Below are 15,324 nucleotides of genomic sequence, written 5' to 3' on the forward strand. Positions count from 1 at the left end.
GCGGTCAGTCCCAGGTGAGGCCGCCGCGTCGCCACTCGTAGGCGTAGGCGACCGACACGTTGAACACGAACAGCGCCATGGCCGCCAGACCGAACGTGCCGAGCGCGTCGAAGTACACCGCCCACGGGTACAGGAAGACGATCTCGATGTCGAAGATGATGAACAGCATCGCGGTCAGGTAGTACTTCACCGGGATCCGCTGCCCGGACGCCCCACCGATGCCGCTGCCGTGCCGGTCCGGTTGTGACGTCGGTTCGATACCGCACTCGTACGCCTGGAGTTTCGCCCGGTTCCGGCGGCGCGGCCCGACGATCGACGCCACCAGGACCGAGAACAGCGCGAACACGACCGCGATCGCGCCGAGCACCAGGATCGGGATGTACACGTTCACGGAGACCGGCCTCCCCTCCCTGCGGGAGTGTCCGTCGGGCCTCGCCCGCGAGGCGGGGCGCGGACGCGCGGACGGCAGCCGGAGACCGGTCGGCGTCCCGCCGACCCTGCCGTCCGTCCTGCCCGATCCGCCTCATGACCGCTCCCCTGGTCCGACGCATCCATTGCACGAGCTGCACTGCAACGCTCGGAGCTGGGCGACCGGACACGTGACCCGGTCACGTCCTCTCCTTGGAGCCGAACATACCCCCGGCCGCTCGCGCGTGTGAGCCACGACACTCCGGGGCCGGTGGAGGTGGGTGGCGGATGCGGTCCGGGGACCGCTGGCACAGGCTGCGTGCGCAGCAGCAGCGATCGTCAGCCCAGTCGCGCGCGGAGCAGCGCGACGACCTCCCCGGTGAGCCGGATCGGGTCGATCGGGTGCGGGACGCTCGCCTCGGCGCGCGACCACCGCGCCAGCCAGGCGTCGTCGGCGCGACCGGTCAGCACCAGGATCGGCGGACAGCGGTCGATCTCGTCCTTGAGTTGCTTGGCCAGGCCCATGCCACCGGCCGGGGTGGCTTCGCCGTCGAGGATCGCCAGGTCCACCCCGCCGGCGTCCAGGTGCTGCACCACCACCGGGGCCGTGGCGACCTCGACGCATTCGATCTCCGGAAGATCCGGGTGCGGGCGGGGGCCGAGTGCCGTCACGACCTGTCTGCGCGTGTTCACGTCGTCGCTGTAGACGAGCACCTGGAGGTGCGGGGCGCCGCGCGGGACGCCTCCGGACTGCGCTGGCGGCACGGACACGTGGGGGATGCTACGCGCGAAGCGGGCCGCGCCCGTTCAGGCGCGGCCCGCGCGTACCGCGGATTCTCGGTCGGATTCCGGCGAGATCCGGTTCGGGCGTGATGTCAGATTCGGGTGATGTCGAGGCCGCCGTCCTGGAACTGCGTCCGGAGCCGCTTCTTGTCGAACTTGCCGACGCTGGTCTTCGGCACCTCGGAGATCACGGTCCAGTTCTCGGGGACCTGCCACTTGGCGACCTTGTCCGAAAGGTACTCGCGCAGTGCGTCGATCGTGGTCGGCGTCCCCTCCCGCAGCACAACGGCCACCAGCGGTCGCTCGTCCCACTTCTCGTCGGGGATGCCGATGACGGCGGCCTCGAGGACGTCCGGATGCCCCATCACGGCGTTCTCCAGGTCCACCGACGAGATCCATTCGCCACCGGACTTGATGATGTCCTTGGTGCGGTCGGTGAGGGTGAGGTACCCGTCCGGGGTGATCGACCCGACGTCGCCGGTGCGCAGCCAGCCGTCGTCGAACTTCTCCGGCGCGTCGACCCCGTAGTAGGACCCGGTGATCCACGGCCCGCGCACCTCGAGTTCACCGATGGCGGTGCCGTCGTTCGGGACCACGCCCCCGACGTCGTCGACGAGGCGCGCCTGCACCGACGCCGGGAACCGTCCCTGGGTGTACCGGTACCGCCAGCGCTCGTCGCCCTCGGTGCCCGCGGGCGGACGCGCCACCGACCCGAGCGGCGAGGTCTCGGTCATGCCCCACGCGTGCAGCACCTGCACGTCGTACTCGTTCTCGAACACGTGCATGAGCGCCGGCGGCACGGCGGACCCGCCGATCAGGACGTCCTTCATGAAGGAGATGTCCTGCGGGTGTTCCTCCAGGTGCAGGTGCAGCCCCTGCCAGATCGTCGGGACCGCGGCCGCGTATGTCGGACGCTCGGCGGCGATCAGTTCGGCCAGCGGCGCCGGCTGCAGGAACCGGTCCGGCATGATCAGTGAGGCTCCGATCATGAACGCCGCGTACGGCAGCCCCCAGGACATCGCGTGGAACTGCGGCACCACGGCCAGCGCCCGGTCACCCTGCCTCAGCGCCGGACCGTCCGTCATGCACACCTGCATCGAATGCAGGTAGATCGAACGGTGCGAGTACACAACGCCTTTCGGGTCACCGGTGGTGCCGGAGGTGTAGCACATCGCGGCCGCGGACCGTTCGTCCAGCTCCGGCCAGTCGAACTCCGTCGGCTGCCCGGAGATCAGCGCCTCGTACGCGTGGACCTGCACGCCGTCCGGTGCCACCAGTCCGGCGGTGGTCTCACCGGCGACGATCACGTGCTTGACCGTCGACAGCTGCGGCAGTTGCGGGGCCAGCAGCGGGATCAGCGTCGCGTCGACGATGATCACGTGGTCCTCCGCGTGGTTGGCCACGTGCACCAGCTGCTCCGGGAACAGCCGGATGTTGAGCGTGTGCAGCACCGCGCCCATCGACGGGACCGCCAGGTACGCCTCGAGGTGCTCGGCGTTGTTCCACATGAACGTCGCGACCCGCTGATCGCCGGTGACGCCCAGCCCGCGCAGCGCGTGTGCGAGCGCCGCGCACCGCCGGCCCACCTCCGCGTAGCTGCGCCGACGCGCACCGGCGTCGGTCCAGGTCACGACCTCCGCGCTGCCGTGCACCGTGCTGCCGTGCCGTAGCAGCTGGGCGATCGACAGCGGGGCGTCTTGCATCGTGCTCAACATGAATCGCTCCTCAATTGATCGGTTCGCGCCCATTGTGACCTACCGCACACACTCGCCGCACGCGGCCCGTCGCTTGCGGCGCGAACCGTCCCGTCGCGCGGACCACGGCGGGTCACCTGGACTGATCTCGCGCGGTGCCCTATCTGTACGGAATGGACTTCATCCAGGAGCGGTTCATCGACCCGTTGAGCAACGTGCTGTACACGTACGTCCTCATCTATCTGCTGGTCGGAGCCGGCCTCTACTTCACGATCCGCACCCGCGGCATCCAGTTCCGCCGGTTCCCCGCGATGATCCGTCAGCTCGGCTCGTCCCGCTCGGGCGCCGAGGGCGGGATCTCGTCGTTCCAGGCGTTCTGCGTGGGGCTGGCGTCGCGGGTCGGCACCGGCAACATCGCCGGCGTGGCGATCGCGTTGACGCTCGGCGGGCCGGGTGCGGTGTTCTGGATGTGGTGCGTCGCCCTCATCGGCATGGCCACCGCCGCCGTCGAGGCGACCCTGGCGCAGATGTTCAAGGTGCGTGGCCCCGACGGCGCCTTCCGCGGCGGACCCGCCTACTACATTCAACGCGGACTGCGCTCGCGTGCCGGCGGCATCCTGTTCGCGGTGCTGCTCGTCGTCACCTTCGGCATCGCGTTCAACATGGTGCAGGCCAACACGATTGCCGACGTCCTCTCGCAGGCACACACCGTCGACCAGAAGTGGACGGCCGTGGTGCTGATGCTGCTCGCGGCGCCGGTCCTGTTCGGCGGCATCCGGCGCGTCGCGGCGGTGGCGGAGGTGGTGTTGCCGATCATGGCCGGCCTGTACGCCCTGCTCGCCGTCGTCGTCATCGTCATGAACATCGGCCGCGTCCCCGAGGTCATCGGAATGATCGTCGGCGGCGCGTTCGGCATCGGTGAGGCCGCCGCGGGTGTTGCCGGCGGCGTGGCGGCCGCCCTGCTCAACGGCGTCAAACGGGGCCTGTTCTCCAACGAGGCCGGGATGGGCAGCGCGCCGAACACGGCGGCGACCGCGACCGTGTCCCATCCGGTGAAGCAGGGATTCGTGCAGTCGCTCGGGGTCTTCGTCGACACCATGATCGTGTGCACCGCCACCGCGATGATCATCCTGATGGCGGGACCGGAGGTGTACGACCCGGGTACCACCGGCTCGGCGGTGGGGGCGTCGCTGACACAGTCCGCGGTCGAGCACGAACTGGGCTCGTGGTCGGTGTGGCTGATGACGGTGCTGGTGTTCGTCTTCGCCTTCTCCTCGGTGCTGGGCAACTACTCGTATGCCGAGGTCAACATGTATTTCCTCGGCGCGGGACCGCGGACGCTGTTCGCCTTCCGCCTCGTCGTCCTCACCTCCGTGGGGATCGGTTCGGTGCTGGCACTGTCCGCGGTGTGGGCGGTCGCCGACGTCGCGATGGCCCTGATGGCGATCACCAACCTGGTCGCGATCGTCCTGCTCGGCAAGTGGGCGTTCGGCGCCTTCCGCGACTACGACCGGCAGACGAGCGCCGGCCGGGACCCGGTGTTCACGGACCGCGACAACCCCGACCTGCCCGGCGAGCTGCCCGACTCGGTGTGGCACACGCCGGGAGCTGTCGAGGTGGCCCGCAACGGCTGATCGGCGACCCCGACAACCCGTCCGGCGTGCCGCGGCCCCTTGTGGTCGGGGTCGTGCCGGTCGGTCCCACTGCGCGGACTCGAACCGCGTTCTCCGGTACCACAAACCGGCGCTCTGGCCACTTGAGCTACAGCAGGGTTGGTCCGCGCGATCAGACGAACGATGCGGACACCCGGGACGCTAGCGGCTGCAGGGCGGCCGGTGCCACTGATTTTCCGGCGGCCCCACACCTGGCCCGGGCAGCGACCGCCGCCACGGGCCGCGGGGTCGGCCTCACCAGTGAGACGAGGCCGACTGCGCCCGAAGCCGATACGCCCGCCGAGCGTTTTCGGCTCCGATCATCGCCGCGATACGTTCGGCGTCGGCGAAGGACCATGATTCGTCGTCGATTCCGGTACCGAGCACCTCGGCCAGCGCACGCCGGAAGTACGCGGTACTGATGTGGAACAGTTCGGGCAGACCGTAGCCGTCGGTGGAGAACAGGATCGAACCGAAGGGCGCGAGTTCGGTCAGCTCGGCAAGCACCCGCCCGCCGCGGCCGCCGACGTTCTGCATCGCGAGCCCGACGTCGACGAAGACGTGGTCGAACACCTGCGCCAGATACCCGGCGTGGCGGTGGAACGGGTAGGTGTGCAGCAACATGATCGGCACACCCAGACCAGACGTGGCCCGGAGCAGCGGGGTCAGCAGCAGCGGATCGCCGCGCCGCAGGTCGGCGTCGGCGTCCCCGTAGCCGGTGTGGAACTGAATCGGCAGACCGAGTTCGACTGCGCTCCAGACGAGGAACCGGGTGAGGGTCTCGTCGGCCAGCCGGGCCGGGGCCCCGCGGTCGATCGCGCCCGCCCACCGTCCGGCAGCAGCCGCGACCTCCGCCCCGGTCGGACGCTCCGGCGCGAGGTCGAGCCCGACACGATATGCGGCAATCGATTTGAACGCGACGGCGCCGCCCTCGACGGCGAGCTCGAGCCGATCACGGCACGCATCGGCGAACCCCGCCGCCGTCGTCGGCCCGATCGTCTGCTCGGCGAGGGTCTCGAGCCGGACGACCTCACGAGCAGTTCCGTCGGCGAGTACCGCCAGCTCGCCCGGTGTGGTCAGTCGCTGCGCCGAATACCCGGTGTCGACCAGGAAGTCGCCGATCCCGGTTCCGCGCAACAGCCTTCTCGACACCTCGTCGGAGCCGAGCTCCGCCCGCCGCGACAGGTAGTCGTCGGGTGGGATCCCGGCGGGAAGATCGAGCAGGGGTGCGCACAGATGCCGTACCGCGAACCCGACGCGGGTGTCGAACAGGCTGCCGTGCCACGGCCCGGGCGCGTCCGCCTCGCAGAGCAGCGCCTCGAACCGTGCCCGGTCGAGGTCCTCGACCACGACGCCGTGACAGTGGTGGTCGACCAGGTCGGCCGCGTCCACCATCTCCGTCACCGAGGCATCGGCAGGGGTCACCCCTGCATTCTGCGCCGCCTCGCCATCTCAGGCGTACTGCTTTGCCAGCGGCGACGGGAATCGCAGCATCACCCGGACCCCGCCCAGCCACTCGGTCAGGGCCTCGGCCTCTGCATCGAGCGCTCGCCGCGCCGCGGGATCGACGCCCTCGAGCAGGTGGACCACCACCCGGCCGGCGTCGTCCTGCCACCAGCCGCCGACGATTCTGCCGTCCCACCAGGCGGTGGGGCCGGCGTTGCCGTTCGAGTCGAACAACGGTTCCTTGTGAGGGCCGAGGTACCAGTCCCGGTCCCGCCAGCCCATCGTCGTCGGGTCCAGGCCCGGCAGCAGGGCGGCCCATGGCTCGACCGGCTCGACCGGTTCCGCGTCGTCGGCCATCAGGTATCCGACCTGCCCGTCGAGGTCGACCTCGACGAGGTCCAGCGCGGACAACGCCTTTCGCACCGCGGTCAGTGTCGAGCCGAGCCACCATTTCAGGTCGGCTTCGGTTCCGGGACCGAACGCGCGCAGCCACTCCGCAACCAGCCAGGCGGCACCCTCCGCCTCGGTCACGGTCTCGATCGGGCCACCCAGCCACGATTCGGTTGTGGCCCAACGGTTCCGGGACACCCGCCACGGCCCGTCGTTCGTCGCGCGCACGATCCAGCCCTCCGCGGACAGGACGGTCAGGACCCGCGGCCCGATCGACACCTGACCGCCCCAACTCTTGCCCTCACCGTAGGACATGGAGCCGTTCAACAGCGGGAGCTTCTCGCGAAGCGTCGTGTACGACAACGGTTCACCGCCAGACAGCGCATCGAGCACCGCGTCGCCGGCTTCCCGCAGCCATGCCGCCCCGTCGTCGAACAACCCCGCCTTCTCCACCTCCCGCACGAGGCGGCGGCGTTCGTTGTCGGCGACCCGGTTGCTCGCACCGGCCTGGACGAACGGCAGTGCCGCCCGGGGGAGCACGAACAGGGTGCGCCGCATCGCCATGTGCTTGACCAGCGACCGCTCCTCGTACAGTGCGCGGTCCAGGTCGGCGACCGTCATCCCCGGCACCCGGGCCCGGGCCGACAGGTAGATCGTCGCCGGGTCCGTTCCGTGCAGGCAGACCAGGCTGCGGGCGGCATCGACCACATCGGCGGCGCCCACTCCGGGCGCGAGGCGGTGACGGCGAGCGAGCCGCGCACGGCGCTGTGTGGCGTCGACGGACCGAAGGGAATGGGTGGACACGCGCCCATTGTGCCGCGACGGTCGGACAGTCCGGCCCGGACACGGATTCCGCCAGGGCGTCAGACGGCCGCGGGCTCCCGATCGGCCGCTTCCAGCTCCCGCACCAGCGGCAGCACCTTGGCGCCGAAGTACTCGACCTCCTCCTGGAAGTGCAGGAACCCGGCCAGGATCAGGTCGACGCCGCGGCGCCGGTACTCGACGATGCGCTCCGCGATCTGCTCCGGGGTGCCGATCAGCTGGGTGCGGAAACCGTCGTTGTACTGCACCAGGTCCTCGAAGGTCGAGTCCGCCCACATGCCCTTCTGGTCGCCTGTCGACGCACCGGCCTGCTGGACCGCGCCGCGGAAGCCCTCGACGGCCGGCTTGTTCGCCTTCTCGATGATCTCGCGGAGAGTGTCGCGGGCTTCCTTCTCGGTGTCGCGGGCGATGATGAAGCCGTTGAGGCCGACCTTCGTCTCACGCTTATGGGCGCGGGCCACGTCGCGCAGTTCATCGATCTGCGCGGTGATGCCGTCGTAGTCCTTGCCGTTGCTGAAGTACCAGTCCGCGTAGCGGCCACCGTTGGCGATCGCGGCAGTGGAGTTACCACCTTGGAAGAGTTCGGGATTCGGCCGCTCGGGAGTGTTCGCCGGCTTCGGCTTGAGGGTGAAGTCGTGGATACGGTAGAAGTCGCCGCGAAAATCGACGTCGTCCTCGGTCCAGATCTTGCGGAGCACCTGCAGGAACTCGGCGCTGCGCCGGTACCGCTCGTCGTGTTCGAGCCACGGTTCGCCGAGGTGGGTGAACTCGTCCTTGAACCAGCCGCTGACGACGTTCACCGCGAACCGGCCACCGGACAGCTGGTCGGCGGTCGCGCCGAGCTTGGCCAGCACGGCCGGCTGCCACAGGCCCGGATGCACCGCCGCGATCACCTTCAGCCGCTCGGTGGCCAGCAGCAGCGCGAGGCTGAAGCTGGTCGACTCGTGCTGGAACTCGGCGCCGTAGCTGGCCTCGTAGCGGACCTGGCTCAGGGCGTACTCGAAGCCGTTGTTCTCGGCGGTGCGGGCGAGCTTGACGTTGTACTCGTAATCCCAGCTGGTTCGCTGCTCGATGTCCGAGGTGACAAGGCCACCACTGACATTGGGCACCCAGTAGGCGAACGTGGTCTGGTCGGCGATGCGTTCGGTTGACATGGCTACCGATTGAAGCCGCGCCACGCGTTGTACCCAACGGTTCCGATCACCGCGATCGCAACCGCGGCCCCAGTACCCGACCCGGCCGAAGGGCACCTTCATGCGCGTGATGCGCACGAAGGTGCCCTTCGCTCGAACCCGCCACCGACCGCCCTTCGTGGACGACGGCGCCCCTCACGCCTTCGGATCACACGAAAGTGACCTTCGGACGGTGGCGGGGAGATTCCCTAGGGTCAGACCGCCACCTGCGCGCGCGGCGTGGCCGCGAAACCGGAGGTCGGCGCGAAGCGCGCCAGCACATCCTCGGCCGGCTCTCCCGCCGCCTCGCCGATGTAGGCGAGCACGTCCTCCCGGCTCGTCAGCGCGAGCAGGGCGTCCGGCTCGGACAGGAACCGGAACAGCGACGCGGCCACCGGCTCGCTGACCGTCGCCGCGGGGAAGAACAGGTCGGCGTACTCGCCGTACTTCGGATCGCCCAGGAACAGGCGGGTGACCTCCGCCGCGGCGTGCCCGCGGGTGTTCCAGTGCCGGTCGAACTGCTCGGTGAGCCACTCCTCGGTGAAGGCGCCCTCGTGGTCCCGGACCGCCGCTACGAGCGCGGCGATCTGGACGACGGTGTTCTGCGCGCCCTGACCGGCGACCGGGTCGAACGAGATCGCGGTGTCCCCGATCGCGGCGACGACGTGCCCGCCGGCGGTGCGCCCGACCGCGCGACGCACCGTCGGGGTGACCGCGCCGCGCAGCCACGAGTGCGGATCCGCCTCGATCACCTCCAACTGCTCGACCTCGGCGGCGTCCTTCGGGAAGTACTCGCGGTACAGGTCGATCACCACCCGGCGCGCACTGTGGACATCGGTGACGGAGGCGAACTTCTCCACCCACGGCGATCCCGGTTTCGCGAACCCGAGGAAGCTCCACGCCTGCCCGGCGTCCTTGTGCAGGTACGGCCCGAACCAGGCCTCGCCGAAGTCGGTGTGCAGGTTGAACTGGTTGTGAGTACCGCCGCCACGGTGGCCCCAGGTGTCCGGCCCCTGATCCAGTCCCTGCAACGTCACCATCAGCAGGTGCCGCTGCGGCTCGGTGTAGACGGTCCGGTCGGTGTCGACGGGAAACAGGCCCGACAGCCCGCCCTTGCCGGTGGCGACGAGCGTGAGATCGTGCTCGGCGGCGACGGCGTCGAGTCCGTCGACGTCGACCGCCCGGACCTCGAATCGTCCGCCCCGGTCGAGGAAGCGGCCCAGCCGGTCGTCGGCGCGCAGCCGAACGTCCACGCCCCTGGCGATGTACCCGAAGTCGGGGTCGAACTCGAGAACCTCGCCGTAGGTGTCGCCGACCCCGGTGTGGAGGCGGGCACTCATTCCGGTCGAGTGCGGGCCGTCGGCGTAGAGGTCCTCGAGGATCTCCGAGTCCGACTCCTGCGACTTGCCGAAGTAGACGGCGGTTCCCGTTGCGGGAACGTCGTTGCGCAACGAGTCCCGGTCGCGGTCGCTGTACAGGGTGACGTCGAAGCCGATGTTCTGCAGGCCGAGCGCGGCGGTGGTTCCCGCCAGCCCCGCCCCGACGATTGATGCGGTGCGTGCCATGAGATCTCCTGGTGCAGTTGATGTTGGGTCGGCAGAGGTCGCGAACGGTCGGCTCAGCCGACGGTCGTGCGCGGTCGGCTCAGCCGACGTACGCGTTGAATCGCTCGGTGACGGTGGACAGGTCGCCGCCGAGCCGGTACCGCGCGCCGCGGTGGTTGTCCGGAAGCCGGTCGCCCTGACCGAACAGCTTGTGGCGCAACGTTCCCTCCCGGTAGCTCGCCGGGTACACGCCTCGGGCCTGCAGTGCGGGCACGACGTGTGTGACGACGTCCTCGAAGGAACCTGGCGTGATCGCGTAGGCCAGGTTGAACCCGTCCACGTCGGTCTCGTCCACCCATTCCTGCAGGGTGGTGGCGACGGTGTCCCCGGACCCGACGAAGCGAGGCCCGAGCCCGCCGATGCCGGCCCACTCCGCGATGTCGCGGACTCTCCACTCCCGGCCGTCGTCGTCGGCCTCCTGGAACGCGGCGACTGCGGACCGGATGGCGTTCGACTCCACATTGCCGATCGGTTCGTCCAGGTCGTATCGGGACAGGTCGATACCCATCCATCCGGACGTGAACACCAGTGCGCCTTCCACACTCGCGTACCGCTTGTATTCCTCGTGCTTCGCGGCGGCGGCCTCGTCGGTGGCGTCGGTGATGATCGTCGACAGGGCGTAGATCCGCGCCGAGTACGGATCCCGACCCGCATCGGCGAGGGAGCGCCGGATCCGCGCGACGGTGTCCTTGAGGACCCGCTTCGACGGGCCTCCGACGAAGATCGCCTCGGCGTTCTCCGCCGCGAACCGGACCCCACGCGGCGAGGCTCCGGCCTGGTAGATCACCGGGGACCGCTGCGGCGACGGCTCGGACAGGTGGATGCCGGGAACCGTGAAATGCGTTCCGCGGTGCCCGATGTGGTGCACCTTCTCCGGGTCGACGTATACCCCGGCGGCGGTGTCGCGGACCACCGCGTCGTCCTCCCACGAGCCCTCCCACAGTTTGTAGAGGACCTCGAGATACTCGTCGGCGTGGTCGTACCGGTCGTCGTGGCCGAGTTGGTCGTCGGCGCCGAAGTTGCGTGCCGCGGAGGGCAGATAGCCGGTGACGACGTTCCACCCGATGCGTCCGCGGGTGAGGTGGTCGAGGGTCGAGAGCCTGCGGGCGAACGGGTAGGGGTGCTCGAATCCGGTGCCTGTGGTGATCCCGAACCCCAGGTGCTCGGTGGCGGCGGCCATCGCCGAGACCAGCAGCAGTGGGTCCGCGACCGGAATCTGCGCCCCCTGCCGCAGCGCGGCCTCGTCGGTGCCCCCGTACACGTCGTAGGTGCCGAGCACGTCGGCGATGAACAGGCCGTCGAACAGGCCCCGCTCCAGCAGTCTCGCCAGTTCGGTCCAGTAGCGCAGGTCGGTGTACCGGTGCGACTGGTCCTGCGGGTGGCGCCACAGTCCGGGCGACTGGTGGGCGACGCAGTTCATGTCGAACGCATTGAAGCGGATCTGGCGGGTCATGCCGACACCCCCGGCCTGCGGCCCGCGCTCCACGCATACGGCAACGGGTCCCCGTTGAGCAGATGCGCGCCGACGGCCTGCTGCTTGTAGATGAGCGGATTGTGCGCGGAGATGACTCGGGCGTTGCGCCAGTGCCGATCCAGTCCGAGCGGGGCCGCGCTGATGGACGCACCGCCGACCTCGAACAACTCCGAGGTGGCGTCGAGGACCAGGCCGATCACCACCGACTGCGCCTTGGCGGCCGCGGCCTCGGCCCGGTCGAGCAGCTCGGGGTCCTGGCCCCCGGCGTCGAGGAGGACGTCGAGTTCGTCCGCGACGGCGAGGACCGCGGCCCGGGCGCCGTATGCGGCGGCCGAGACCCGGCCGATCACCTGCTGCACGAGCGGATCGTGACGGGGCAGGTCCGCGGCGGCGTGGGTGAACGTGCGGGTGCGCCCACGCACCCAGTCGATCGTGTCGGTCTCGGCGCGCGCGGCGATACCGGCCAGCACGGCGAGTTGCACCAACTGCAGGTAGGACGTCGCATAGTTGCGGCCCGGCGCACCGTACCCGGGTCCGAGGATGCGATCCTCCGGCACCGCGACGTTCTCGAATGTCGTTGTTCCACTGGCTGTCAGACGCTGCCCGAACCCGTCCCAGTCGTCAGCCGGGCTGACGCCGGCCTGCGTGGCGTCGACCAGCACGGAGACCCGCTCGCCGTCCCGGTCGGCGGCGACGAGGATGTGGTCCGCGTACAGGCTGCCGGTGCTGTAGTACTTCACGCCGTCGAGCACCCACTCGCCCCCACGGCGGGTGAGGGTGGTCCGGTACCGGTCCGCGGCACCCACTCCCGGCTCGGTGATCGCGTTGCCGACGAGCGTTCCGGCGGCGGCGGCGTGCAGCCAGCGCCGGGCGCGGTCGTCGCCGGCGAGGCGCTGATCCTCGACGAAGCTCCAGTGCACGCGAAGTGCCTGTGGCAGGTTGGATTCCGCGGCCGCCAGATCGATCAGCAGATCGAACAGCTGCCGCACCGAGGCACCGAAACCACCGTGTTCCACCGGCACCCGCAGCGCACCGAAGCGCGCCTGGCGCAGCCACTCGACCTGCTCGAACGGCAGTCGGCGGTCACGCTCACGCAGGGCCGCGCCCTCCGCGATCCGTTCGAAGATCGGCGCGAACACTTCCTTCAGTTCCCGGTCCGTCACCGCCGGCTCGATCGTTGCACTGCTCACGACTGTGTTCCCCTTCCGCTGTGTGCCCCCAACCCTTGGTCACCCGCAGCGAAGTCGCACCCGTTGTACTCGCCGTGAATCGAACCCCTCCCCACCCCCGGAAGAGGGAACGGCTGAAGGTGCCGTTCGAGCGGATCAACCGCACGAATGGCACCTTCAGCCGGAGGGTCAGATCACGCCGTGCCGCGGCGGGTGGGTGCCGGAGAGCGTCCAGCGGCCGATGTGCTGGAGCTTCCACCGGGTGGCGTCGTGCAGGGTGTGGGTGCGGGCGTCGCGCCAGTACCGCGACAGGTTCGCCGCACCGGACGCGCTGCGCGTGCCGCCGAGCTCGAACAGCACGTTCGCGGACTCCACCGCCGCACGTGCCGCCGCCACCTTCGCCGTCGCGACGTCGATCGACGCGGCCGCCGTTCGTTCCGCGCTCGGATTCGCCCTCGCGGCGTCCACCGAACGTGCCGCGACCGAGAGCAGCGCCTGGGCCGCCCGCACCGTCACGGTCACCTCCCCTGCCAGCTGCACCAGGAGCGGATCGTCCACCGCCCGCTCGACATTCGCCTCGAAGTGCGGACGGGCCCTGCCGGCCTGTACGGTCGCCTCGGCGAGCGCTCCGGTCGCGATTCCGACGTCGATCGCGGCGTGCACGAGTTGGGCCTGCGCGCCGTAGGTGGTGGGGCCGGCGAACACCGGCGTGTACGGCACCACCGAGGACGCCGGGACCACGACGTCGTCGAGGGTGACGGTGCCGCTGGCGGTGGTGCGCTGCCCCATGCCGTCCCAGTCGTCGACGACCGTCACCCCGTCGGCGTCGCGGGGCACGAACGCGATGGCCTTCCCTGTCGCGGCATCGGGGCTGCCGGGTCCGTCGAACAGGCTGGCCCGCACCATGATCCAGTCGGCAAACAGCGCACCCGTGCTGTAGAACTTGCGCCCGGACAGGACATAGTCGGTCCCCCGGCGACGGAGCACCGTGGTGTCGACATTGATCGGGTGCGGCCCGCGTTCGCTCTGCGCGTTCGCGAGCAACGCCCCGGCGAGCACCTCGCCGTAGAAGAACCGTTGCTGCTCGTTGCCGCCCTGCGTTCGCAGCGCCTCGAGAAAAGTGAAGTGGGACTGCGGAATCTGACCGATGCTCGGATCCGCCGCCGAGAGCAGCCGGAAGATCTCGGCGACCACTTCGAAGGGCGCGTCGAGACCACCGAACTGGCGCGGGACCGTCACCGCGAGCAGTCCGGATGCGGTGAGCTGCCGGATCTGGTCGTGGGGCAGTTCCCTCTCGGCGTCGCGACGGGCGGCGTCGACGGAGAACTGGTCCGCCAGCCCTGCCGCGACGCGCAGGGCCTCGTCGACTCCGGTGATCCGGCCGGCGGCGGGCGCGACGGTCACGACGCACCGGCCGCGAGGAAGGGCACGTTCCCGGTCCCGGCAGCACCGGGACCGCTGGTGAACAGGCCGCGCTCGCGCAGGATCGGCAGCACTCCCTCGCCGAACCAGTACAGCTCCTCGAGGTGGGGGTAGCCGGAGAGCACGAACTCGTCGATGCCGAGCGCCGCGTACTCGGCGATCCGGTCGGCGACCTCGGCGTGGCTGCCGACGAGGGCGGTGCCCGCGCCGCCGCGAACCAACCCGACACCGCTCCACAGGTTCGGGGCCACTTCGAGATTGCGGGCGTCGCGCCAGTCCCCGCTGCGCCGGTTGGCCTCGTGCAGGGCGAGCATGCGGCGCTGCCCCTCGGACTCGCTGCGGGCGAGCCCGGCCTGCGCGGATTCGACGGCGTCCGGACCGAGTGCAGCGACCAGTTTGTCGGCCTGCGCCCACGCCTGCGCCGCGGTGTCGCGGGTGATCACGTGCAACCGGATACCGAACCGGACCGTTCGACCACGGGTCGCTGCGAGGTCGCGGATCCACGCGATCTTCTCCGCGACCGCCGCGGGCGGCTCACCCCAGGTGAGATAGACGTCGGAGTGCTCGGCGGCGACCGGGCCCGCCGCGGCGGACGAGCCACCGAAGTACAGCGGCGGCACCGGATTCGGCAGCGTCGCCAGCGCCGCCTCGTCGACGTGGAGGTGCTCACCGTGGTGGGTGACGGTCTCGCCCGCCCACAGTCGCCGCACGATGGAGAGGAACTCGTCGGCGCGGGCGTAGCGGTCGTCCTTGCCGAGGTGGTCGCCGTAGGCCCGCTGCTCGTGCGCCTCACCACCGGTGACGACGTTGAGCAGGATCCGGCCCGGCGCGTGCAGGGAGAACGTCGCCGCCATCTGCGCGGCCAGCGTGGGACTGACCAGTCCCGGACGGAAGGCGACGAGGAAGGCCAGGCGCTCCGACTCCCTGGCGACCATCGCGGTGGTCAGGAACGCGTCCTCGCACCAGGCTCCGGTCGGTGTGAGCGCACCGGTGAACCCGAAGTCCTCCGCCGCACGGGCGATCGACGACAGGTAGCCGATGCTCGCCCGCCGGTCACCCCCCGCGGCGCCGGCGGGCGTGCCGTGGCCCCCGCCGACGATGAGCCGGCTGTCGCCGTAGGTGGGCAGGAACCAGTGGAACGCCAGAGACATTGTTCGAACGCTAGGGACGCGGATCGGCCCCGGCCAGGGTTGCGATCGGGGGGATTCCAATCCCCCGCGAGCGGTGCGCACACCGCTCCACCACGGTCAGGGGTATCGATGCCGAACCGGCACGCGAGAGAAGCTGT

General features: G+C 70.1%; 12 protein-coding genes and 1 tRNA gene. 1 reads left to right on the top strand and 12 read right to left on the bottom strand.

The window, feature by feature from the left end:
- Positions 1–4: 4 nt before the first annotated feature.
- The 3 genes from ACWEPG_RS02625 to ACWEPG_RS02635 form a co-directional block, all read right to left on the bottom strand.
- Positions 5–391 (bottom strand): NADH-quinone oxidoreductase subunit A, encoded by a 387-nt coding sequence (locus tag ACWEPG_RS02625; protein ID WP_450113192.1) that lies wholly within the window; start codon positions 389–391, stop codon positions 5–7.
- Between the two features lie 356 nt (positions 392–747).
- Positions 748–1,173 (bottom strand): Rv3143 family two-component system response regulator, encoded by a 426-nt coding sequence (locus tag ACWEPG_RS02630; protein ID WP_450113218.1) that lies wholly within the window; start codon positions 1,171–1,173, stop codon positions 748–750.
- A 110-nt stretch (positions 1,174–1,283) separates the two neighbouring features.
- On the bottom strand, positions 1,284–2,906 hold the full coding sequence (locus tag ACWEPG_RS02635) for a long-chain fatty acid--CoA ligase (RefSeq protein ID WP_450113193.1): 1,623 nt from the start codon (positions 2,904–2,906) through the stop codon (positions 1,284–1,286).
- A gap of 134 nt (positions 2,907–3,040) precedes the next feature.
- Between ACWEPG_RS02635 and ACWEPG_RS02640 the strand changes: the two genes are divergently transcribed.
- A complete protein-coding gene (locus tag ACWEPG_RS02640; protein WP_450113194.1) occupies positions 3,041–4,519 on the top strand; it encodes an alanine/glycine:cation symporter family protein in 1,479 nt (492 codons plus the stop codon).
- A 64-nt stretch (positions 4,520–4,583) separates the two neighbouring features.
- Here the strand turns inward: ACWEPG_RS02640 and ACWEPG_RS02645 are convergent.
- From ACWEPG_RS02645 to ACWEPG_RS02685, 9 genes are all read right to left on the bottom strand, one after another.
- A tRNA-His gene (locus tag ACWEPG_RS02645) sits at positions 4,584–4,656 on the bottom strand.
- Positions 4,657–4,792: 136 nt separating this feature from the next.
- Positions 4,793–5,962: an amidohydrolase family protein gene (locus ACWEPG_RS02650; protein WP_452593808.1), complete on the bottom strand. Its 1,170-nt coding sequence runs from the start codon at positions 5,960–5,962 to the stop codon at positions 4,793–4,795.
- Positions 5,963–5,989: 27 nt separating this feature from the next.
- Positions 5,990–7,177 (bottom strand): winged helix DNA-binding domain-containing protein, encoded by a 1,188-nt coding sequence (locus tag ACWEPG_RS02655; RefSeq protein ID WP_450113196.1) that lies wholly within the window; start codon positions 7,175–7,177, stop codon positions 5,990–5,992.
- 59 nt (positions 7,178–7,236) lie between these two features.
- Positions 7,237–8,349, bottom strand: coding sequence for a dimethylsulfone monooxygenase SfnG (sfnG, locus tag ACWEPG_RS02660; protein WP_450113197.1), 1,113 nt, complete (start codon positions 8,347–8,349; stop codon positions 7,237–7,239).
- Positions 8,350–8,582: 233 nt separating this feature from the next.
- Positions 8,583–9,932, bottom strand: coding sequence for a styrene monooxygenase/indole monooxygenase family protein (locus ACWEPG_RS02665; RefSeq protein WP_452593809.1), 1,350 nt, complete (start codon positions 9,930–9,932; stop codon positions 8,583–8,585).
- Positions 9,933–10,011: 79 nt separating this feature from the next.
- Entirely contained in the window at positions 10,012–11,424 is a 1,413-nt protein-coding gene (locus tag ACWEPG_RS02670; protein ID WP_450113199.1) for an LLM class flavin-dependent oxidoreductase, read from the bottom strand.
- Positions 11,421–12,635, bottom strand: coding sequence for an acyl-CoA dehydrogenase family protein (locus ACWEPG_RS02675; protein WP_452593810.1), 1,215 nt, complete (start codon positions 12,633–12,635; stop codon positions 11,421–11,423). Before ACWEPG_RS02675 ends, ACWEPG_RS02670 begins: the two co-directional genes overlap by 4 nt.
- 168 nt (positions 12,636–12,803) lie before the next feature.
- Entirely contained in the window at positions 12,804–14,018 is a 1,215-nt protein-coding gene (locus tag ACWEPG_RS02680) for an SfnB family sulfur acquisition oxidoreductase (RefSeq protein WP_450113201.1), read from the bottom strand.
- Positions 14,015–15,187 (bottom strand): LLM class flavin-dependent oxidoreductase, encoded by a 1,173-nt coding sequence (locus ACWEPG_RS02685; RefSeq protein WP_450113202.1) that lies wholly within the window; start codon positions 15,185–15,187, stop codon positions 14,015–14,017. The genes ACWEPG_RS02680 and ACWEPG_RS02685 overlap by 4 nt, the downstream gene beginning before the upstream one ends.
- Positions 15,188–15,324: the final 137 nt, after the last annotated feature.

The sequence above is a fragment of the Rhodococcus sp. NPDC004095 genome (genome assembly GCF_053604015.1).